The organism is Bombilactobacillus sp. ESL1092 (assembly GCF_058107465.1).
In genome coordinates, this window is record NZ_CM176594.1 from 1,092,265 (window position 1) to 1,113,032 (window position 20,768).

The 20,768-nt window shown below is 40.1% G+C and carries 18 protein-coding genes; 8 read left to right on the top strand and 10 right to left on the bottom strand.

What is annotated here, in order from left to right:
- Positions 1 to 388: 388 nt before the first annotated feature.
- The 3 genes from nrdE to nrdH are packed head-to-tail and all read right to left on the bottom strand — an operon-like array spanning position 389 to position 3,154.
- On the bottom strand, positions 389 to 2,563 hold the full coding sequence (gene nrdE / locus AC3B6Y_RS04945; protein ID WP_489790577.1) for a class 1b ribonucleoside-diphosphate reductase subunit alpha: 2,175 nt from the start codon (positions 2,561 to 2,563) through the stop codon (positions 389 to 391).
- Positions 2,544 to 2,921 carry a class Ib ribonucleoside-diphosphate reductase assembly flavoprotein NrdI gene (gene nrdI, locus AC3B6Y_RS04950; RefSeq protein WP_489769269.1) on the bottom strand — a complete coding sequence of 126 codons (378 nt, stop codon included), beginning with the start codon at positions 2,919 to 2,921 and terminating at the stop codon, positions 2,544 to 2,546. The genes nrdE and nrdI overlap by 20 nt, the downstream gene beginning before the upstream one ends.
- A complete protein-coding gene (nrdH, locus tag AC3B6Y_RS04955) occupies positions 2,921 to 3,154 on the bottom strand; it encodes a glutaredoxin-like protein NrdH (RefSeq protein WP_489757020.1) in 234 nt (77 codons plus the stop codon). The genes nrdI and nrdH overlap by 1 nt, the downstream gene beginning before the upstream one ends.
- A 418-nt stretch (positions 3,155 to 3,572) precedes the next feature.
- Between nrdH and AC3B6Y_RS04960 the strand changes: the two genes are divergently transcribed.
- A complete protein-coding gene (locus AC3B6Y_RS04960) occupies positions 3,573 to 4,193 on the top strand; it encodes an LVIS_2131 family protein (RefSeq protein ID WP_489757021.1) in 621 nt (206 codons plus the stop codon).
- A 56-nt stretch (positions 4,194 to 4,249) separates the two neighbouring features.
- On the opposite strand, the gene AC3B6Y_RS04965 is transcribed toward AC3B6Y_RS04960, so the two are convergent.
- The gene (locus AC3B6Y_RS04965; RefSeq protein ID WP_489757022.1) at positions 4,250 to 4,474 is read right to left on the bottom strand and encodes a DUF2187 domain-containing protein; all 225 of its coding nucleotides are present in this window, start codon (positions 4,472 to 4,474) and stop codon (positions 4,250 to 4,252) included.
- A gap of 327 nt (positions 4,475 to 4,801) precedes the next feature.
- Between AC3B6Y_RS04965 and AC3B6Y_RS04970 the strand changes: the two genes are divergently transcribed.
- The 7 genes from AC3B6Y_RS04970 (at position 4,802) to AC3B6Y_RS05000 (ending at position 12,897) form a co-directional block, all read left to right on the top strand.
- Positions 4,802 to 5,350, top strand: a complete 549-nt coding sequence (locus AC3B6Y_RS04970) for a guanylate kinase (protein WP_489790578.1) — start codon at positions 4,802 to 4,804, stop codon at positions 5,348 to 5,350.
- A gap of 153 nt (positions 5,351 to 5,503) precedes the next feature.
- Entirely contained in the window at positions 5,504 to 6,175 is a 672-nt protein-coding gene (locus AC3B6Y_RS04975; protein ID WP_489769267.1) for a C40 family peptidase, read from the top strand.
- 612 nt (positions 6,176 to 6,787) lie between these two features.
- On the top strand, positions 6,788 to 8,059 hold the full coding sequence (locus AC3B6Y_RS04980; RefSeq protein WP_489790580.1) for an isochorismate synthase: 1,272 nt from the start codon (positions 6,788 to 6,790) through the stop codon (positions 8,057 to 8,059).
- A gap of 41 nt (positions 8,060 to 8,100) precedes the next feature.
- On the top strand, positions 8,101 to 9,828 hold the full coding sequence (menD, locus tag AC3B6Y_RS04985) for a 2-succinyl-5-enolpyruvyl-6-hydroxy-3-cyclohexene-1-carboxylic-acid synthase (protein ID WP_489790582.1): 1,728 nt from the start codon (positions 8,101 to 8,103) through the stop codon (positions 9,826 to 9,828).
- The gene (gene menH / locus AC3B6Y_RS04990) at positions 9,818 to 10,627 is read left to right on the top strand and encodes a 2-succinyl-6-hydroxy-2,4-cyclohexadiene-1-carboxylate synthase (protein WP_489790583.1); all 810 of its coding nucleotides are present in this window, start codon (positions 9,818 to 9,820) and stop codon (positions 10,625 to 10,627) included. The genes menD and menH overlap by 11 nt, the downstream gene beginning before the upstream one ends.
- Positions 10,617 to 11,723, top strand: coding sequence for an o-succinylbenzoate synthase (menC, locus tag AC3B6Y_RS04995; protein ID WP_489790585.1), 1,107 nt, complete (start codon positions 10,617 to 10,619; stop codon positions 11,721 to 11,723). Before menH ends, menC begins: the two co-directional genes overlap by 11 nt.
- Positions 11,724 to 11,736: 13 nt before the next feature.
- Positions 11,737 to 12,897 carry an MFS transporter gene (locus AC3B6Y_RS05000; RefSeq protein ID WP_489790586.1) on the top strand — a complete coding sequence of 387 codons (1,161 nt, stop codon included), beginning with the start codon at positions 11,737 to 11,739 and terminating at the stop codon, positions 12,895 to 12,897.
- Between the two features lie 70 nt (positions 12,898 to 12,967).
- Here AC3B6Y_RS05000 and AC3B6Y_RS05005 read toward each other — a convergent pair whose 3' ends face one another.
- The 6 genes from AC3B6Y_RS05005 to AC3B6Y_RS05030 form a co-directional block, all read right to left on the bottom strand.
- On the bottom strand, positions 12,968 to 13,921 hold the full coding sequence (locus AC3B6Y_RS05005) for an ABC transporter ATP-binding protein (protein WP_489757030.1): 954 nt from the start codon (positions 13,919 to 13,921) through the stop codon (positions 12,968 to 12,970).
- Entirely contained in the window at positions 13,921 to 14,997 is a 1,077-nt protein-coding gene (locus AC3B6Y_RS05010) for an ABC transporter ATP-binding protein (RefSeq protein ID WP_489757031.1), read from the bottom strand. The genes AC3B6Y_RS05005 and AC3B6Y_RS05010 overlap by 1 nt, the downstream gene beginning before the upstream one ends.
- 13 nt (positions 14,998 to 15,010) lie before the next feature.
- Positions 15,011 to 16,030, bottom strand: a complete 1,020-nt coding sequence (locus AC3B6Y_RS05015; protein WP_489757032.1) for an ABC transporter permease — start codon at positions 16,028 to 16,030, stop codon at positions 15,011 to 15,013.
- Positions 16,030 to 16,965: an oligopeptide ABC transporter permease gene (gene opp3b, locus AC3B6Y_RS05020; RefSeq protein ID WP_489769262.1), complete on the bottom strand. Its 936-nt coding sequence runs from the start codon at positions 16,963 to 16,965 to the stop codon at positions 16,030 to 16,032. The genes AC3B6Y_RS05015 and opp3b overlap by 1 nt, the downstream gene beginning before the upstream one ends.
- 79 nt (positions 16,966 to 17,044) lie before the next feature.
- On the bottom strand, positions 17,045 to 18,685 hold the full coding sequence (locus tag AC3B6Y_RS05025) for a peptide ABC transporter substrate-binding protein (protein ID WP_489790080.1): 1,641 nt from the start codon (positions 18,683 to 18,685) through the stop codon (positions 17,045 to 17,047).
- 184 nt (positions 18,686 to 18,869) lie between these two features.
- Positions 18,870 to 20,513, bottom strand: coding sequence for a peptide ABC transporter substrate-binding protein (locus AC3B6Y_RS05030; RefSeq protein ID WP_489790588.1), 1,644 nt, complete (start codon positions 20,511 to 20,513; stop codon positions 18,870 to 18,872).
- Between the last annotated feature and the right edge of the window lie 255 nt (positions 20,514 to 20,768).

Below are 20,768 nucleotides of genomic sequence, written 5' to 3' on the forward strand. Positions count from 1 at the left end.
TCTTGTCACAACTTGTTAAATCGTGTTCCAAAGAGCAAAAGACTCTATCTAACTACATCCACTAAAAAAGTCAAATGCAGACTTTTTAGTGGTTTAGGTTAGCTTTTCGTCTTTTAAACGCTCTTTGTCACAACTTGTTAATTGTGTTCGCAAAACTAAAAGCCTATGTCTAACTACAATTAAACTTTCAAGTTCAAACCAAAACTTAAAAGTTTAATCTAGGTTAGCCTACGTCTTTTACCCGGTTTTGCTCACAACTTGGTTAAATTGTGTTCCCAGAAGCAGCAGTTTGCGTCTAGCTACGATAAAGTTCTCAGGTTTAAAAACCAAAACTTAAGTCCTTTATCTAGGCTATACTCAACTGTTAAACGCTTCTTGTCACAACTTGTTAGATTGAACAGCTTTCACATTCATTTACGCCGATTTCCGAGTTATCATCAGTAAAGGTACGCACGTAATAAAGTGATTTAATCCCTTTGTAATAGGCATAATTACGCAAAATAGTTAAATCTCTGGTGGTTTGTTTATTCTCCTCAGCGGGCGTTTTCCATTCGTACATACCTTCCGGAATGCTGGAACGAATAAACAAAGTGAGACTTAAGCCTTGATCGACATGCTCTTGCGCAGCGGCGTAGGTGTCGATGACTTTGCGCATATCGGTATCATAGGCAGAACGATAGTAAGGAATAGTATCGTTAGTCAGATGTGGTGCTGGGAAATATAATTTGCCGTTCTTTTTTTCTTGGCGTTCTTCCACTAACCAGGTAATTGGTTGCAAACTGGCACTAGTATCATCAATATAAGAAATTGAACCCGTAGGAGCCACGGCTAAGCGGTAGGCATTGTACAAACCAGTCGCTTGGACTTTATGTTGTAATAATTGCCAGTCTTTTTGAGTAGGAATAAAAATATCTTTAAATAAAGCTTGCACCTGGGGATCTTGCGGTGCAAAGGAGCGCTGCGTATATTTCGCAAAATAAGAACCGTCAGCGTACTTGGATTTGGCAAAATCGTGAAACATACTGTGTCGTTCACGGGCAATCTGATTGCTTTCGACCAAAGTCCAATAATTTAAGAGCATAAAATAAACGCTGGTAAATTCGAGGGCTTGTGGTGAGCCATACTCAATCTGGTGAGTTGCTAAGAAAGTATGCAACCCCATCGCCCCTAAGCCGATGGCGTGGTTCAGCTCGTTACCGTGTTTAATCGACGGTACGGCGTCAATTCGTGAATGATCGGAGACAAAAGTCAAAGCACGGGTCATGACGCGCACGGATTGACCAAAGTCTGGACTAGTCATTAATTGGGGAATATTCGTTGAACCAAGATTACAACTGACATCTTGTCCCAATTGCACGTAGTCTTGTTTGTCATTTAATAAAGATGGTGTTTGGACTTGTTGAATTTCGGAGCACAGGTTACTCATAATAATTTTGCCCGCCACTGGATTGTGGCGATTGGCGGTATCAATATTTAGAATGTAAGGATAGCCAGATTCTTGTTGTAATTTACTAATTTCTAGCTCTAAATCACGTGCTCTAATCTGATATTTTTTGATTTTGGGATTAGCCACTAACTTGTCATACTCTTGAGTAATGTCGACGTAAGAAAAGGGCTGGTGGTATTCGCGTTCCACACTGTAAGGACTGAATAAATACATTGGCGCGTCTTGGCGCACTAATTCATAAAATTTATCAGGAACAATAATGCCTAAGGAGAGGGTTTTGACACGGATTTTTTCGTCTGCATTTTCTTTTTTAGCAGACAAAAAGTCTAAAATATCGGGATGAAAAACGTTGAGATAAACAGCTCCTGCTCCTTGACGCTGCCCTAATTGATTACTGTAACTAAAACTATCTTCCAATAATTTCATCACGGGTAAAACACCGCTCGAAACACCTTCGACCCCTTTGATGGGGGCGCCAGCTTCTCGCAAATTAGACAATGTAATACCCACACCGCCGCCAATGCGCGACAATTGTAATGCACTGTTGATGTTACGACCGATGGAATTCATGTCGTCAGTTATTTGGATTAAAAAGCACGAAACAAACTCGCCACGGCGCTTTTTACCCGCATTTAAAAACGAAGGCGTGGCGGGCTGATAACGTTGATGAATCATTTCATCAGCTAATTGGTGTGCGAGTTGCTCATCACCGTCTGCAAAATATAAAGCATTATTTAACACCCGGAGTTCATAATTTTCTAGATAGTAGGCACCATCGTTGGTTTTTAACGCATACTGATTGTAAAATTTGTAAGCAGCCATAAAGGATTTAAACTGAAAATGCTGTTGCAGCAAATATTGGTAAAGTTCTTTAATAAAAGCTGGCGAGTACTGCTTTAAAAAAGCTGCTTCTAAATAATCAGCTTGCACTAACTTTTGTAACTGGCTTAATATATCGGGTTCCATTTTCAGATTAGGTTGAACATTTTCTTGCCAGAAAGCCTGGAGTGCGGCTTGGTCACGATCTAAAGGGATCTGTCCGTTAACTGGAATATTTAATTCGTTATTTAGTTTAAAGTAATTAACTTTAGCGATATCAATGTTGTTTAGACTCAAGTTGCTCCACTACTTTCCTGAAATTTTTAACATCGGCCGCGGTGCCGTTAAATTCATAATCGAAAACAACGGGGACACCTAAGCCAGCAGCGATATCTTTGGCAGTATGAATGTAGAGTTCATTGAAGTTGCGATTACCACTGCCGACGACACCGACTAATTGTTGGGCATTATTTTGAAAACCTAAAAAGTCAATGACCGCATCCATCATATTGTCATCATAAGCGGGCACAGCTAACAAGTACGGACCGTTCATGACGTGATAAGGATTAGCATCATTAATCTCGTAAGCAGGTAGCTTAACTTTTTGAATAAAACGGCGGGTTTGACCAGTAATTGTATAGTAAGCAATTTGCATTATTGCACCAGTGCTTTCAATTCGCTCGGGCAAAAACCAATGATCGGGGGCTGACTATCCGTGACCACGACGGGGACGCTTTGAAATCCTTGCTGTTTGAGGTAAGTTAAGGCCTGAGGTTGTTGATTAATGTTATGTTCTTCAAATTGAATTTGGTGATCATTCAAAAAACGTTTGGTCATTTTACATTGTATACAGCCATCTTTGGTAAAAATCTTTACTGATTGATTCATGAAAAAACCTCCTTAATGATGAAAAAATCACGGTAGTGCGCACCGATCAATTTTCGATTAAAAGTTTCACAGTTGAGTTGTACTGGCATTAGTTAACCAGTTGTTGCTGCGGAACTTTTGATCGGAATAACTGAGCCCAATTATAAAACCCTACTAGTCAAAATACAATATATTGTGTTTGATTCGAAACCGAACCACATGATAGTGTGGTTGCCAGGCTTGGATTTTGGGTAAGAAAAAAATAAAAAACATTTGTTCGCTGCATAAGTCAAGTGATTTTTTTATTAAGTTTTTTTCAATTACGCTGATGACAGTTACGTAGGTCGGAAGGTTTTCACTAGACTTGGACAGTGCAGTCAGTGTGAAAGTGAGCTATAATAAATCTAATTAAATTTATCTGGAGTTTGGAGAAAGCAGGATGCAATTAAACTGGAATTTATTAGGGGTTGGCGCGTGGTTAATTGTTTTTTGTTTGGTAGCGGTGATTATCTTTGATATTCGACGCCGTCATTTAAAAATGATTGTCGTGCACCGCAAGCACCACTCATTAGGCAATGTCTGCTGGGATTTTTGTGAGTTTATTGGCGCTTTTGTGTTAGTGGGCTTTATGTTTTATATGACTTTTTTAGATAAAGTTGATGTGAAAGATACACAGCGCGTTCAATTGAGCTATACGGTTAAACCTCTAGTGATGCAGACCAAGAATGGTCAAGGTTATTATGTAGAAGTTAAGTCAGCAGACAATAAAAAAACGGTTAAGTATTATAATTATTGGGTCCAAGGAGCTAAGTACAGTATTCCGGGCAATAATGCCTCAGTTTTAGATGGTAATCAATCAGCTAGTTTAAACGCGAAGAATTATCCGTGGCCAAATACGAAACGCTATGATCAAAAATATCAGCAAGCATATGTGATGATGATGGTGGCTCATTATAAGAATAACTGGCGCAACGGCTTAGGCGTTCATGCCGGTAATGTAGCGACGGATTATGCATTGATTCGTATTCCTGGAACCACTTTTGTTAAAACATTGGATTAAAAAAGTTCCTCAATGACTATTTATGAGTCAAATTGAGGAACTTTTCTTATGGTTATTTATTTAGCTGCTTTTTTGGGCAGCTTTTTCAAATTTTGAGCATTAATCACAATTTTATGGTTCAGTTCAACGACGTTATCACTATCTTGTGGATCAAAGTCTTCAATATCTAATAAAACGGCATTTGTATAGATCTTTTCAACTGTGCCAACGAAGGGCTTTTCTAAATCTTCTTCGACTGAACCTTGTAATTTGTCGCCGACTTTAATATTGGCAATTTTCATGTGTAGTTCCTCCTGGACTAATTAAACGTGGAGTTGGTTTTGAGTTTAAGCGAAGACCATTGATAGTGCGCCAAGCTTGGTGTTTTTCCCATTTTGGTAAAATTCTTGGAAAGATTGTACGCCAAAGGTTGAGCACTATCAAGCAACAGTAGCTTAAAAAGTTAGAGCTACCAGAATTCCTGGTCGGTAGAATTCTTAAGTACTATCTTACCACAGATAGTTGCCAAAGAAGGATTATCCGGTCGTTAATTGGAAGTTGGAACGATAAAAATAAGGCTTACTTTTGGCCTGGGTTCTTTAATTGAACAATTGAAAAGGAGTAAATTAATGAAAAAGATTATTGTTATTACCGGTGCGAGCGGTGTAGGTAAGACGACCGTCAGTCATTATTTGGCGCAAGCATACCAAATTCCGAGTGTTGTAACGCATACGACGCGTCCGCAACGCGTTAACGAGGAAAATGGTGTGGATTACTATTTTGAGACGCCCCAGAGTTTTCTCTTAAATGATTATCTAGAACAAGTTACATATGCTCACTATCAATATGGCTCTTCGCGCCAGGGCTTACAGCGGGCTTTTGCGAAAGCTGAGATAGTCAGTATCGTTTTAGACACTAAAGGCGCTTTAACGTATTTAAAAGCTTATCCCCAGCAAGTAGTCATTTGGTTTATAACTGCTGATCGGCAAGTTTTACAGCAACGGCTGTTGCAGCGTGGAGATCAAACGGCAGCGATTCACCAGCGGTTAACCAGTCAAGAATTTGCGCGTGACTTGCAACTGCCGAAGGCTTTAAAAGGTACAGCGCTGGTTTTGACTAATGATGCTTGGCCCCAATTAAAGCAGACCATTGATCAATTGATTACAAAGATGTCATAAAATTCGGGATTTGTAACGGTTTGTTTGTTTGTTTGTAACATGATTGCAATGTAAGAAGTGTACTATTTTGATTGTTAAGTTATTTCCAAATTAAATTCAAATCAATTCTCGTAAAAATAACTTGTTACTTATTCTCGGAGGCGAACAATTTTCATGATTTCTAAAAAACATTTTCTTAGTTTAATTGCTGCAGGTGTTATTGGTATTTCTACTTCTACATTTTTAAGTCATAATCAAGACGCACAAGCTGCTAATGTTGGTGATGGCGTGACTGTTACTAGCAACAATCAAGTCGGTTTGCGGAGCCAACCAAATAATGCTGGCACTTTAACTGGACAATATGTTTCGAACGGATCTTCTTGGGCTGTGACACAAATTAGTGCTGATGGTCAATGGTATAACTTAGGTCAAAATGATTGGATTCCAGCTAATGATGTTACAGACATGACAGAAGCCCGGAATGCGAAAGTTCAAAAAGTAATTAACATGGCACAAATTCAAGGCGGTAAGCCTTACGTTTGGGGCGCTAAAGGACCAAATTCCTTTGATTGCTCCGGTTTAATGTATTACGTCTTTAAACAAGCTTTAGGTGTCGATATTGGTGGTTACACAGTAGCGCAAGAAAGTGCTGGTCCGAAGGTTTCTGTAAATGATTTACAACCTGGTGACTTAGTTTTCTGGGGTTCACAAGGTAATTCTTATCATGTTGGTTTATACATTGGTAATAATCAATACATTCATGCTCCACAACCTGGTCAAGGTGTTCAAGTTTCCACAATTTCTGGTTACTTCTATCCATCATTTGGTGTGCGGGCAATTAACTAAAACCAATTCAATAAATAATTAAGTTAACCAGCGGCAATTGTAGCTGGTTTTTTTATTGTGTAAAAATATTTGGTCGTTAAGCGATATGAAGTGCAGTGTGTTTATTAGTTCTTAGCTTTTGTCGTAATATTGATCCAGCGCTCCAAAGGCAAGAAACTTTAGTCTTAGTCTAGGTTAGTGCTCAGTTTCTGAACAGCCTTTGTCACAGTGTGTTTATTAGCGCTCCAAACAGCAGAAGTTTGCGTCTAGCTACACTAAAGTCCTCAAGTTTAAAAACCAAAACTTAAGTCCTTTATCTAGGCGATACTCAACTTCTAAGCGCTGCTGGTCGCAGTATTGATCTAGCGCTCCAAGTGTCAAAAGCCTGTGTCTAACTACGAATAAATAATCAAGTTAAAAACCGCAACTTAATTGTTTATTCTAGGTTAGTCCGCGGCTTTTAAGCGACACTTGTCGCAGTGTGTTTATTAGCGCTCCAAAAACCAAAAGTTTGCGGTTAACTACACCTAAAAACTCAAGTCAAAGACCGACTTAAGCTTTTAGGTTAGGTTAATCCTCAACTTTTAACCGGTTTTTGTCGCAGTATTGTATGATAGAAAAGAGAAGCAATCCATGACACAATTAAAAGTATATACAACAGTTTTACCGCCTGAAATTCAACGTTCCCAAATTTTGCAGTGGTTGGCGCAGCAGACACAAATTTTTTTGTGGGAAAATCCGCCGCGCACGCAACAATTATTTACGGCTGGTAGCGTTTTGCAGGCTAAGAGTGCCCAACCAATTACTATGGTCGCAGCACAAAATTTATTACAAGAAGCTCAAACGACGTTACAGTTAACACCTTCTAGTAGTTGGGAAGATGTTAAATTAGTTGGTAGTTTTTTGTTTGATCCGAAAGATCCCCGGAACTCAACTTGGGGCGCTTTACACAACGGAATTGTCTTCATCCCAGAAGTCAGTTTTTTTCAAACAGCTCAACAATGGCAGTTAACAGTAATTGCCACGGATGAAGCTCGATTAAACGAAATTATTAATACCATTTTGCAGTTACCGAACTTGGCACCCCAGGCGGTACAATTAGTTAATTATCGAGAACAGGCAGTGGATCAATGGTCAACTGCCGTAGCAACAGCAGTAGCACAAATTAAGCAAACACAATTACAAAAGGTAGTTTTAGCACGACAGGCTACGGCTCAATGTGCGGCTACCAACTGGGTAGCAGTTTGGCTTTATTTGAGTCAAAAGCAACCAGGATATCATATTTTATTAAGTGTGCCAGGAGCTAGTTTTATTAGTATTACTCCGGAGCGGTTAGCTAGCTTTCAAGCGCAGATGGTACAAACCGGTGCAGTGGCTGGTACGATTGCCAATGATGTTGATCAACAAAAGGCAACACAATTGGCCCACGAATTATTACATGATGCCAAAAACCGCCAAGAGCATGATATAGTAGTTCAAGGGATTAAACGAGTTTTACAGCAAGCGCAACTGACGGTGCAAGCACCAGCGACGCCAGAAATCTTAACTACTGCTAATTTGCAACATTTGTACACTCCGATTACAGGTCGCGGCTTAGTTCAACCGTGGTCGATTATTGCACAATTGCATCCAACGCCCGCTTTAGGCGGGATGCCCCAACAATTAGCGGTAGAATTAATCAGGCAGTTGGAACCCCATGCTCGTGGTTTATTTGGGGCCCCCATTGGTTATTTATCCGCTCAACAAACCGGCGAATTTGCGGTTGGTATTCGGAGCGCTTTAATCAAAGATCAGCAATTGGCTTTCTTTGCTGGAGCGGGGATTGTAGCCGATTCCCAGGCTGTTTCAGAGCAAAAAGAGACGGGGCTGAAATTACAATCACTATATCAAGCTTTACAAAAGTAAACGCGGATTAATTCGTAAAATTATCGAAGGAAGTAATCACAATGACCATTGGTGAAAATTATTTAACACAACAATTAACACCATTTTTAGAAACTTTTTTGTCCAACGGGATTACCGAAGTTGTTTTATCACCGGGTTCACGTTCGACGCCGGTGGCGATTTTATTAGGTAAACTCGCAGATTTAAAACGGTTAACGTTACACATAGATGTTGATGAACGTTCGGCGGCTTTTCTGGCGTTGGGCATTGCCAAAACTAAAAAACAGGCGGTGTTATTAGTCTGTACTTCAGGCACGGCTGCGGCTAATTATTATCCAGCAATTTGTGAAGCCCAGGCCAGCAATATTCCCTTACTAATTTTGACGACCGATCGTCCTCCAGAATTGCAACAAGTTGGTGCACCACAGACGTTGACTCAAGAACGTCTTTACGGTCAACAAGTCAAGGCCTTTTACCAACTACCAACGCCTCAAGCAACTTTACCTGCCCAGGCTCAAAAATATTTTAGTTATATTGCCCAAAAAGCTGTGCAATTAGCGTTACAAACACCCCAAGGGCCTGTACATCTTAACTTACCGTTGCGCAAGCCCTTGTTGCCCGCGACCGCACAAGAATTACCAACTGCCCAGCTGTCAGTAGCCCAACAATGGCAGGGCCAAGTAGCAAGTCCACAATTAATTCAGCAAGTTCAGGATTTGTTACGCAATAAAAAAGGCCTCATTCTTGCGGGCCCGCAGGTGGGGACGCAACAAGCTACTGCTAGTGTCCTGGAATTTGCGCACACGATGAATTGGCCGATTATTGCGGATCCTTTGAGTTGCTTGCGAGGACAGGAAGCGGTCTTAACTACTGGCGATTGGTTGTTTCAACAAGCTAATTCTTGGCCTGCTGACCTAAAGCCAGAGGTAATTATTCGCTTGGGAGCAACACCAGTGTCTGCCGCCTTAAGTGATTGGCTGGCAAAAACGACCATTCCGGTAGTTTATTTAGATGCTAATCGCGCCCAATTAGATCATACGTTAAATACGACCATCGCGATCGCCTTAGCGCCACAGCAATTGTTGCCCGCTTTACAATTACCACCCAGTTCAAATACTTGGTTGGCTCAATGGCAACAACTTGATCGCCGACTGCGTCAAGTTATAACGCAAGCCGTTACTTCGTCGACAACATTAACGGAACCGCAAATTGCTTGGACCTTAGGGCAGAATCTCCCAGCGGATTCCGCTTTATTTGTCAGCAATTCCATGCCAATTCGGGAAATTGATGATTATTTTGCTCCCACCAAGCCACAGTTAGTGTTAGCTAATCGAGGTGCGAACGGAATTGATGGAATTAATTCGACCGCGTTAGGGATGGCTAGTCAGCGGGCAAAAAATTCATACTTATACATTGGTGATTTGGCCTTTTTCCATGACCTAACGGGCCTAATGATGGCGCGCCAAGAAAAATTACAATTAACAATCATTGTGCAAAATAATCAGGGGGGCGGCATTTTTTCCTTTTTGCCACAAGCGCAAGAGCCCACACAATTTGAAAAAGTTTTTGGCACTCCTTTAAATTATCAAATTGCCGATGTAGCGCAGTTATTTGGTGGTCAATATTATCACGCACACAAGCAAAGCGAATTGGCACAATTGCTGGCACAAGAGCAGACGGGTTTGACCATTATTGAAGTTACGACTAAGCGTCCGTTATTGACACAAATTGATGGTCAAATTAAAGCGGCCGTGGCTACTTTTTGGGAGCAATACTTGCATGAAAATTAAAATAGCACAGCAAACTTTTTATGTTACTAAAACGGGGCAAGCAACGCCTCATTGGGTATTTTTGCACGGTTTTATGGGAAGTGGTGCCGATTTTGCGCGTATTGGAGCACAATTGCCGGGGACGAGTTGGTATATTGATTTATTAGGTCATGGGCAAACTTCCAAAGTTTACACTGCCTCCACTTATGCCATGGAACAACAAGTGCAAGTTTTAGAGCAGTTATTGCAGCAATTACTGGGTTATCAACCAATTAATCTTGTAGGTTATTCAATGGGTGGCCGCTTGGCATTAGGGTATGCTTTCGCTTATCCCAAACGGTTGTTAAATTTGATTTTAGAAAGTAGTACCGCAGGATTGAGAACTGTTGACCAACGAACAGCCCGGCGGGCGCATGATGCCCTGTTAGCGCATCAATTACAAACGCGACCGTTAGTCGAATTTGTTAACCAGTGGGAGCAACTACCATTGTTTGCTTCCCAACGGCAGTTGCCAGCCCAATTACAAGCTCAGATTCGGCAACAGCGTTTAACTCAAGATCCCAAAGCTTTAGCAGCCAGTTTATTAGGGATGGGAACGGGTTCAATGCCGAATTTTTGGCCCCAATTAGTTCAATTATCCTTACCAGTAACGTTGATTACTGGAGCGCAAGATGCAAAGTTTCGGAAAATAACGCAACAAATGGCGCAACAACTACCACGAGTTCAACGTTACGTAGTGGCACAGGCCGGCCATAATGTGCATTTAGAGCAGCCTAAGATTTACCGCATGATTTTACGGAGTTTAGCCGATGCAACTTAAACAGTTAAAATTATTACCATTAACTTTAACATTAAAGAAACCGTTTGTTTCCGCACATGAAACCATGCAAAAACGCCCCATTACCTTAGTGGCATTAGCTGATGAACAAGGCAATTGGGGTTATGGAGAAATTGAGGCCTTTCAAACCCCATTTTATACCGCACAAACCCAAGCCATGGCCGTAAGTGTTTTACAGCAATTTTTATGGCCGTTGATTAAAGACCAAGAACTTAGTGATCCCAGGCAAATGTGGCATAAGTTACAAGCTGTCAAAGCTAATAACTTTGCGAAAGCCGCTCTAGATATGGCAATGTGGGATTTATTTGCACAAAGACGGCACCAAAGTTTGGCCGCGGTCTTGGCAGATATTAGTGGCTTACCATATAAAAAACAAGTACCGGTAGGCATTAGTGTCGGCTTGCAGGATTTAGCGGCAACGCGCATTGCTGTGAATAAGGCACTCCAAGCGGGTTATACCCGAATTAAAATCAAGGTCAATGGTAATCAAGATTTACAGCGCATTCAACAATTGCGCCAAAGCATGCCCAATTTTAATTTAACGTTGGACGCTAATGGCAGTTTGCGGTGGACAAAAAGCTTAGCGCATGAAATCGATCAATTAAAATTAACCTTTATTGAAGATCCGTTTGCACCCAGTGAATTCCAACAAAGTGCTGACCTACAACAACAAATGCAAACACCGCTGTGTTTTGATGAACCGATTGAGGATGTTCGCAGTGCTTTGACCTCCGTGGCACTGCAACAATGTCAAATCGTTAGTGTTAAATTAGCAGTGATGGGGGGCATTACCCCAGTTTTGCAGTTAATTCCAGCGCAAACGCAACGAAAATTTCTAATGTGGTGTGGCGGTATGTTAGAAGGTGGGATTGGTCGGGCCGCTAATTTAGCACTCGCTAGCTTAGCCAATTTTAATTTTCCGGGTGATTTATCGGCCAACAGTCGCTATTATGAGCATGATTATACGACGAGTTTATTGTTTAATCAGGGCCAGTTACAGGTGCCACAAAAAATTGGTTTGGGAGTACAATTATTACCGGAATATCAACAGTTATTACAGCAACAACCAACTTTATAAATAGGAGTAAGTTATGAAACGAACGCAAACCATTGATTTAAAGTGGCTATTATTGGGGACGCTAATCACGAGTATCGCCATGAGTTTTATTTGGCCTTTGAACACTATTTATATGCATGAAACTTTACATCAAAGTTTGGTTACAGCTGCGGTGGTCTTATGTATTAACCAAGTTGCCACGATGGCAGGGAATGTGTTAGGAGGCCATTTATTCGATCATTGGGATCCGTACTATACGATTTTGTTAGGTGTTAGTCTCAATATTGTGGCTTTAGGATGTTTGGTAATTTGGCATGGTTGGCCCAGTTACGCAATTTTAATTACACTGTCTGGTTTTGCGAATGGAATTTCCGCCACTTGTGAAAATTCCTTGGCGACGCATGTCACCAAACGGGCGTCTAGTTACGTATTTAATGCTACTTATTTCATGTTAAATCTTGGCATTGTGATTGGTACGGCCATTGTGGGCTATATCTTACCATTGGGCATTGCGACAGTTTTTTTGACCGCAGTTTTGATTCAGATTATCTTTTTAATAGTGGTTTTTTGTTTTTATCGGATTCAAATTACTCCTGCTACACAAACTGCTGGTACTAAAGTCGTACAACAACGTCAGCAAGGCTACTTCGGTAAAATTGTGGGCGCGTTAATTACGGTTTTGTGTGCATGGCTAGTCTATACACAATGGCAAAGTAATCTATCCACTTTTATGGTTGGTCAAGGTTATCAAGTCAAAGATTATAGTTTACTCTGGACTTTTAACGCAATTGTGATTGTGATCTGCCAACCATTTATTACGCATTTTGACAAGTTTTTGATGCAGCATTTAAGGGCGCGATTAAATGTTGGCTTAGTGCTTTTTATTGGTTCATTTGTTTTCTTATTGAGTAATCGCCAGTATGTGGGCTATTTTATTGCGATGGGGATTTTAACTTTAGGCGAAATTCTGTTATATCCCGGTATCTCAAGTTGGGTAGCTGCCAAAACGCCTACGGCCATGAGTGGCTATTTTCAAGGGCGCGTGCAAATGTTTACAGCCGCCGGTAAAGCATTGGGTCCCATTTTTGGTGCGGTCATTATTGGCCAGTTAAGTTACCACTGGCTGTTTGCTTTATGTATTGTTGTTTTAATCATCGCTTGCTGTTGCTTCAATCTGCTGTCGCCAAAACATTGATGGTTGTTATTCCATCAAAATAAGCCATGAACTAATTGAGTTCATGGCTTATTTGCTGTGGTAGCAGCTTTTATGCTTGTTGTTGTGCAGCTAATTGTTGATAGTGAGTAATTTCTTCTTCAGTACAAAAAACAGAATGTCCAGGAGTGATCTCGCGTAATTTACGTTGGTGATCCGGATTACTATCTTCAATGGAAGCATCATAAGCAATTCGGGTGCGCTGCCGCTCTAATTCGGGATCTGGCGTAGGCACCGCGGACAGTAAGCTCTTAGTATAAGGATGCAATGGGTGATTATAAACTTCTTCAGCATCACCCATTTCCATTAACTTGCCTTGATGCATTACGGCAATGCGGTCACTAATATATTTAACCATTGATAAATCGTGGGCAATGAAGAGGTAAGTTAAATTACTGCGATTTTGAATGTCTTTCATTAAGTTAACTACCTGTGCTTGAATGGAAACATCCAACGCAGAAATTGGTTCGTCAGCAATAATAAACTGAGGATCAACAGCCAAAGCGCGCGCAATGCCGATCCGCTGGCGTTGCCCACCCGAGAATTCATGCGGGTAACGAGTTGCATGATCAGGATTTAAACCTACGATTTTGAGCAAATCGTTAACACGTTGATCACGTTCTTGGTCATTTTTAACGAGGTGGTGAATGTCTAAACCTTCAGCAATAATATCTTTTACTTTCATCCGCGGGTCTAAGGAAGCATATGGATCTTGGAAAATCATTTGCATTTCCCGCCGAAAATTTAACATTTCAGCACTATGATTTTTGATTTGACTTACATCTTGACCGTCAAACAAAATTTTGCCGGCAGTTGGATTGTATAAGCGGATAATACTGCGACCGGTAGTACTTTTACCGGAACCAGATTCACCGACTAAGCCGAAGGTTTCACCTTCATAAATGTCAAAACTAATATCGTCAACCGCCCGGACTTCATTAGGTTTACCAGGACTAAAATACTGTTTTAAATGTTGAACTTGAACGATCTTTTTCTTGTCACTCATTAATTGGTTCCTCCCTCAATGGGATCAGTTATTTGACCATTGTGGAGTAAATGATCATATTCCTGTGCGCGTTTGACAATAGCAGCAGGGGGCTCGACTTTCGGTGCATCGGGGTGCAATAACCACGTAGCCGCATAATGTGTATCGCTGACTTTAAAGAATGGTGGTTGAGCTTCCACATCAATTTTCATAGCATACGGATTCCGGGGGGCAAAAGCGTCGCCTTTGGGTGGATCCAATAAGTCTGGTGGCGTGCCCGGAATGGATGATAGCTTAGTGCCTTTAGTATCTAACGTAGGCATTGAACTTAATAGCCCCCAAGTATAAGGGTGTTTTGGTTGATAAAAGATTTCATCAACTGTGCCATATTCAATAATTTTGCCAGCATACATCACAGCCACGCGATCGGCAATACCGGCCACCACACCTAAGTCATGCGTAATAAAAATAATTGAAGTTTCAAGTTTTTCTTGTAGTTCGCGCATTAAATCAATAATTTGGGCTTGCACGGTAACATCTAAAGCCGTGGTCGGTTCGTCAGCAATTAAGATTTCAGGGTAATTGACAATGGCAATAGCAATCACAATTCTTTGCCGTTGGCCACCAGAAAATTGGTGGGGATAATCTTTCATCCGTTCTTTCGCATTCGGAATACCGACTAATTCAAGAACTTCTTGAGCACGTTTGAGCGCCTTTTCTTTGGAAATTTTGCCGTGAATTCGCAGTGGTTCTGCTACTTGTTTACCAATCGGCATTGTTGGATCTAACGAAGTCATCGGATCTTGGAAAATCATTGAAATGTCATTCCCACGGTGATGATCCATTTGTTTTTCTGATTCTTTGAGTAAGTCGTTACCTTTATATAAAATTTCCCCATTGGTAATTTGGGCGTTAGAAGCTAACAAGCCCATGATACTTCTGGTAGTAACGGACTTACCGGAACCGGATTCACCAACGATGGCGAGCGTTTCACCCTTACGTAAAGTAAAGCTGACATCTCGAATAGCCTTCACAGTACCGGCAAAAGTTTTAAAATCAATTTGTAAATGTTTAACTTCTAGAATATTATTCGCCATTATGTCAACCTCCTTATTCTGATTTTGGATCAAACGCGTCGCGTAAGCCATCAGCAAATAAATTAAAGGCAATCATTAAAATACAAAGGACTAAAGCGGGGTACCACATTTGATATGGTAAGAACCGGAAAGCTTTTTGACCATCAGATAATAAGGTACCTAATGAAGCGTTTGGAGCGGGAATCCCAATTCCGATGAAACTGAGGAAAGCTTCAAAGAAGATGGCATTGGGAATGGAAAACATCGTTTGAATAATGATTGTTGAAGATAAATTAGGAATTAAATGCTTCATCGCAATTTTGAAGGGTGATTCACCCAAAGTTAACGAAGCCAAAATATATTCTTCTTCTTTTAACTGTAAAGTTTGCGCTCGAATGAGTCGCGCCATCGTGACCCAACTACTAAAGGCAATCGCGATGATAATCGAAGAAAGTCCCGGTTTTAAGACTAATAACAGCAAGATAACAATGATTAAGTTAGGCACGGAAGAAATAATTTCGATAATGCGTTGCAGAACTAAGTCCACCGTCCCACCTTTCCAACCGGAAATAATCCCGTAAGGTAGACCAATTAATAAGTCGACCAAGGTAGCAACCACCGCAATAATTAGTGATAAACGCGTTCCATAAAGGATTCGTGAGAATAAATCACGTCCAAGATAATCAGTCCCTAGAATGTAAGTCCGATTCTTCGGCACATTATTGGTTTCATAAGGATTAGTTTTAATGCCAGCAGCATTCTTAATTTCTCCACGAAAACCTGGAATATTGGTATTGGCAATACGGGGAGGTAAATTGGCGTAATCGGGATTTTGCGCGTTCGGGTCTCTGGGTGAAAGAATCGGGGCACAAAAAGCTACGACCGCAATTAAGACTAAAACAATAAACGAAACGACCGCGACTTTATCCTTTCTTAAACGCCGCACGGCATCTTGGAAAAAAGTTAATGAAGGTGCGCTAATTTTTTCCTGATTTTGAGTTTGGTCACTACTGAGTTTTTCAAAACTATCAGCTGTGATTTTGAGATCAGCCATTAGTTAGCCCCCTTACTATTAGTTAAGCGAATACGTGGATCGATAATACTATATAAAATATCAGTAATTAATAACATTACCATGAACATGATGGAGTAAAAAATTGTTAAGCCCATGATCGTGGGATAATCGTTGGTCATGATTGACTTGACGAATTGTTCCCCAATACCAGGAATGGAGAAGATGTTTTCAACCACCAAAGAACCAGTTAAGATATTAGCAGTTAACGGTCCTAAAATTGTGATAACTGGAATTAAAGAGTTCCGTAGAGTATGTTTAACCACGGTTTGCCAGCGGGTATTTCCCTTAGCTTTGGATAATTCAATATAATCACTATTTAAGACATCGACCATTTCTGTCCGCATAAAGCGCGCGGTTTGGGCCAACGGCGAAACGGCTAATGCTAAAGACGGTAAGATACTAGACTGCCAACCATTCCACAATGCGATGGGCAACAGATGCCATTTAAAGGCAATGAAGAATTGTAACAAAACACCTAAGACGAAACTTGGAATCGAAATGCCCACAATGGAAACAAAAGTAGCTAAACTATCAATCCAGTTATTTTTGTTAATCGCAGCAATGGCCCCCAATAAAATACCAAGGAGTGAACCAATAATCATGGCTTGTGCCCCAATCAACATGGAAGGCTTTAAGCGGGTCATGATTAAAGAAAGTACGGGTTGATTATTGAATTGGAACGAGGTTCCAAAATCACCGTGTAATAAGTTAACAATATAAATTACATATTGTTGCCAAATGGGTTTATTTAAACCGTATTGTTCATTCATGATTTTTAATTGTGCTGCCGAGAGTTTATCTTGATTCGAAAAGGGCGTCCCAGGCATCAATTTCATCATGAAGAAGGTCACACTAGCAACAATAAATAGTGTTAAAAGCATGTAACCAAGACGCTTGAGTATATATTTGGTCAATGTCACCAACTCCTTTGATATAAAACAAAAACAGAGTTCCAGCGTTACCTGTAACTCCGTTTTCATGAATTAATAATTGCTATTTTTTATGAACACGAAGTGAAGCTGTATCGTAGCTACCTGATGGACCATAATTCAAGTTTTGCACATTTGAGCGGGTCATATGGGCTTCACCAGTTTGATATAGTGGGATAATTCCTTGTTCTTTATTCAGAATATCCTGAGCTTGCTTCATGTCATTCCACCGTGCAGTGGCATTATTGGCATCGTCAGTTAAGCTCTTATTAACTAAGTTATCGTACTGACTATTACTCCAATTGCCATCGTTATTACTTGCGCCAGTGTTAAAGAGGGTTAAGAAGTTCGATGGATCAGGATAATCGGCATTCCAAGCAGTTACGACTAAATCGAAGTCACCATTCGTAGAACGGGTTAAACGGCTCTTAAACGGCACGTTATTCAGGGTAACTTTAACACCAGGTAGTTTTTCAAAGGCATTCTGTAAGAATTCACCTTGTTTTTTGGCAGAATCAGTATCATCACCTAATAAAGTCAAGTTGAACTTCTTACCAGTATTGCCAGTTTCGGCTAAACCTTGCTTCCAGAGCTGTTTAGCTTTGGTAGGATTGTATTCAGCAGTTTTGGCACTTTGTTTGGTTTCACTGACAAAGTCTTGGGATTTATTAGCGGGATCATAAGACATATCCGAAGGAGTAGTGGATAATAGTGGCACACTACCGTCGCCTAAAATCTTGTTAGTTAATTGCTGACGGTCAATCGACATTGCTAAAGCTTGCCGAATTTTTTGGTTCTTAAAGACGGGATCTTTCTTTTGGTTCATCTGCATGTAGAAAGTAGCATTCATTTTCTTAACATTAAAGCCCTTAGAATTCTTCATTTGCTTAGCAGTATCGCCAGTTAAGGTCACATCGTCAAGTTTATTCGATTGGTATAAGTTTAACGCGGTGGAAGGATCTTTAACTACTTGGTATTGCAGCTTTTTAACCTTAACGCGTTTAGCATCCCAATAGTTCGGATTCTTAACTTCATTCCAAGTATTGTCTGGACCGTTCCATTTCTTCAAAGTATAAGGTCCGTTAAAGACTAGCGTTTTAGAACTAGTACCGTATTTCTTACCCCATTTATTAACAACCTTTTTATCCTGTGGGAAGAAAGTTGATGAAGTCATTAATTCATTAAAATAAGGAATTGGTTTTTCTAAATTAACTTGCAAGGTATGCTTGTCTAAAGCTTTAACGCCCAAGGAATTAACCGGCTTTTTGCCATCAGTAATAGCTTTGGCGTTGGCAATACCTTCATAGATATAAGCATATTGCGACTTAGTCTTAGGGTTAACTGTTCTTTGCCAAGCATAGACAAAATCGTTGGCAGTTACAGGATCACCATTGGACCATTTAACATTTTTACGTAATGGGAAAGTATAGGTTAGACCATTGTTAGTTGGCTTAACTACCTTAGTAGCAATCGCTGGTTTAACATCTTTACCATGGTAGCGATATAAACCATCCATTGTATCAGTTAGTGCTTGGGCACCAATGACGTCAGTATTCATGGAAGAATCCATGGTGGCGATCACATCTTTACGCATAATTCGTACAGTATCAGAAGGTGCAGCTGATTTGGAAGAGCCACAACCAGCTAAAACACCGATACTAACGAGTGCTGTTGTGCTAGCAACTAACACTTGTTTTAACTTCATAAAAACCTCTCCTCATTCATAAGCATTTAGTTAAGTTTACAATGTTTAAGATTAAAAGTAAACGGGTAATCTTAAAAATTGCTCATGGGCCAACTAATCTAGCTTCAATCAAAAAAATGCTTATTAATAAGTCGAATAAACTTACTAATAAACATTTAAATGTCATGAGAAAATAGTTCAGTAGTTATTTAATCTTTAAAGTTAACACATCACATTTACCAGCCGGGTCGTATTGCACATCCTTTAAACGTGAGCTCGTCAAGTGAGCTTCACCTTTTTGGTACAACGGTAAGACAGCCTGTTGTTCATTTAAAATATCTTGAGCTTGGACCATATCCTGCCAACGTTTGGTGGCGTTGTTGGAATCAGTGGTTAAACTCTTATTGACGAGATTGTCATAGCTACTATTGTTCCAGTGACCATCATTGTTGCTGGCATCGCTAGTGAACAGTGTTAAGAAATTAATTGGATCGGGATAATCAGCACTCCAACCAGTTACAACTAAATCAAAATCACCCGCATCGGTTTTGCTTAAGCGACTTTTGAAGGGAACGTTATTCAAATTAATTTTGACGCCCGGCAATTTTTCTAATTGGTTTTGTAAGAACTCGCCTTGCTTTTTGGAACCATCAGTATCATCACCTAACAAGGTCCAAGTGAACTTTTTATTAGTTTGACCACTTTCAGCTAAACCTTGACGCCACAATTTTTTGGCTAAAGTCGGATTGTACGTGGTATATTTTTGTCCCGATTTATTAGTAGCTTGCACAAAATCTTGCTGTTTATTGTTGGGGTTATAGGCCATTTGCTTAGGAGTGACTGACGAAACCGGAAAACTACCATCACCTAAAATTTGTTTAGTGAGCTGGGGGCGATCCAGACTCAAAGATAAGGCTTGGCGAATTTTGGCATTTTTAAACAGCGGGTCTTTTCTTTGATTAGTTTGGATATAGAAAGTCGCGTTTAATTTCACAATATTATAGGCTTTATCTTTACGCATTTGCTTGGCTGTGTCGCCACCTAAAACCACATCGTCTAATTTCTTGGATTGGTAAAGATTTAACGCGGTTGAGGGATCTTTGACCACTTGGTATTGTAATTTTTTAACTTTAACAGCGGAAGCATTCCAATATTGATTATTTTTCACTTCAGTCCAAGTAGTATCGGGACTACTCCAATTGACTAATTTATATGGCCCGTTAAACACTAACGTTTTGGAGCTGGTGCCATATTTTTTGCCCCATTTGGCATTGTTTTTTTGATTTTGAGGTAAAAAAGCATGGGTCGTCATTAATTGACTAAAATAAGGAACCGGTTGATTCAGTTGAACTTGTAATGTATGACGATTTAAAGCTTTCACGCCCATGGTGGTTACGGCTTTTTTGCCCGCGGAAATGTCCTTGGCGTTGACAATATTCTCAAAAGCATAAGCATATTGGGATTTGGTTTTGGGATTGACCGTCCTTTGCCAGGCATAGACAAAATCTTGGGCAGTTACGGGTTGACCATTGGACCATTTGGCATTTTTCCTTAAAGGAAAAGTATAGGTTAAACCGTTATTGGTCGGGGTCACAATTTTCGTGGCCATGGCGGGTTCTAATTGCTTGCCATGATAGCGATATAATCCTTCCATCGTATTACCTTGGTTTTGGGAACCAATCACATCGGTATTTAAAGAGGGATCCATCGTGGCAATGACATCTTTAGCCATAAACTTAACTGTACTATTGGAACTAGTTTGGGACTGATTCTGAGAATGACAACCAGCTAATAAACTACCGGCTAATAAACAAGTGCTACTTACTAAAAGCATTTTATTAAACTTCATCAACATCACTTCCTTACTAAAAGATTATTCAAAGTGTACCGACTAATAATCTAAAAGTAAATAGTGATATTAAAAATAAATTATATAAAATGATGATAGATTAATGAATTTTGAAAAAGCACTGTTTACATAGCAAATTACTATTAAAAAAATTAAAGATTTTGAAGTGGAAGCGGGCAATAAGAATTAATTTGCCAATAGTCGAGGGAGTGCAGCAGAGCAATTTGATTATTTGAGTAATGTGCGATTTTAGTT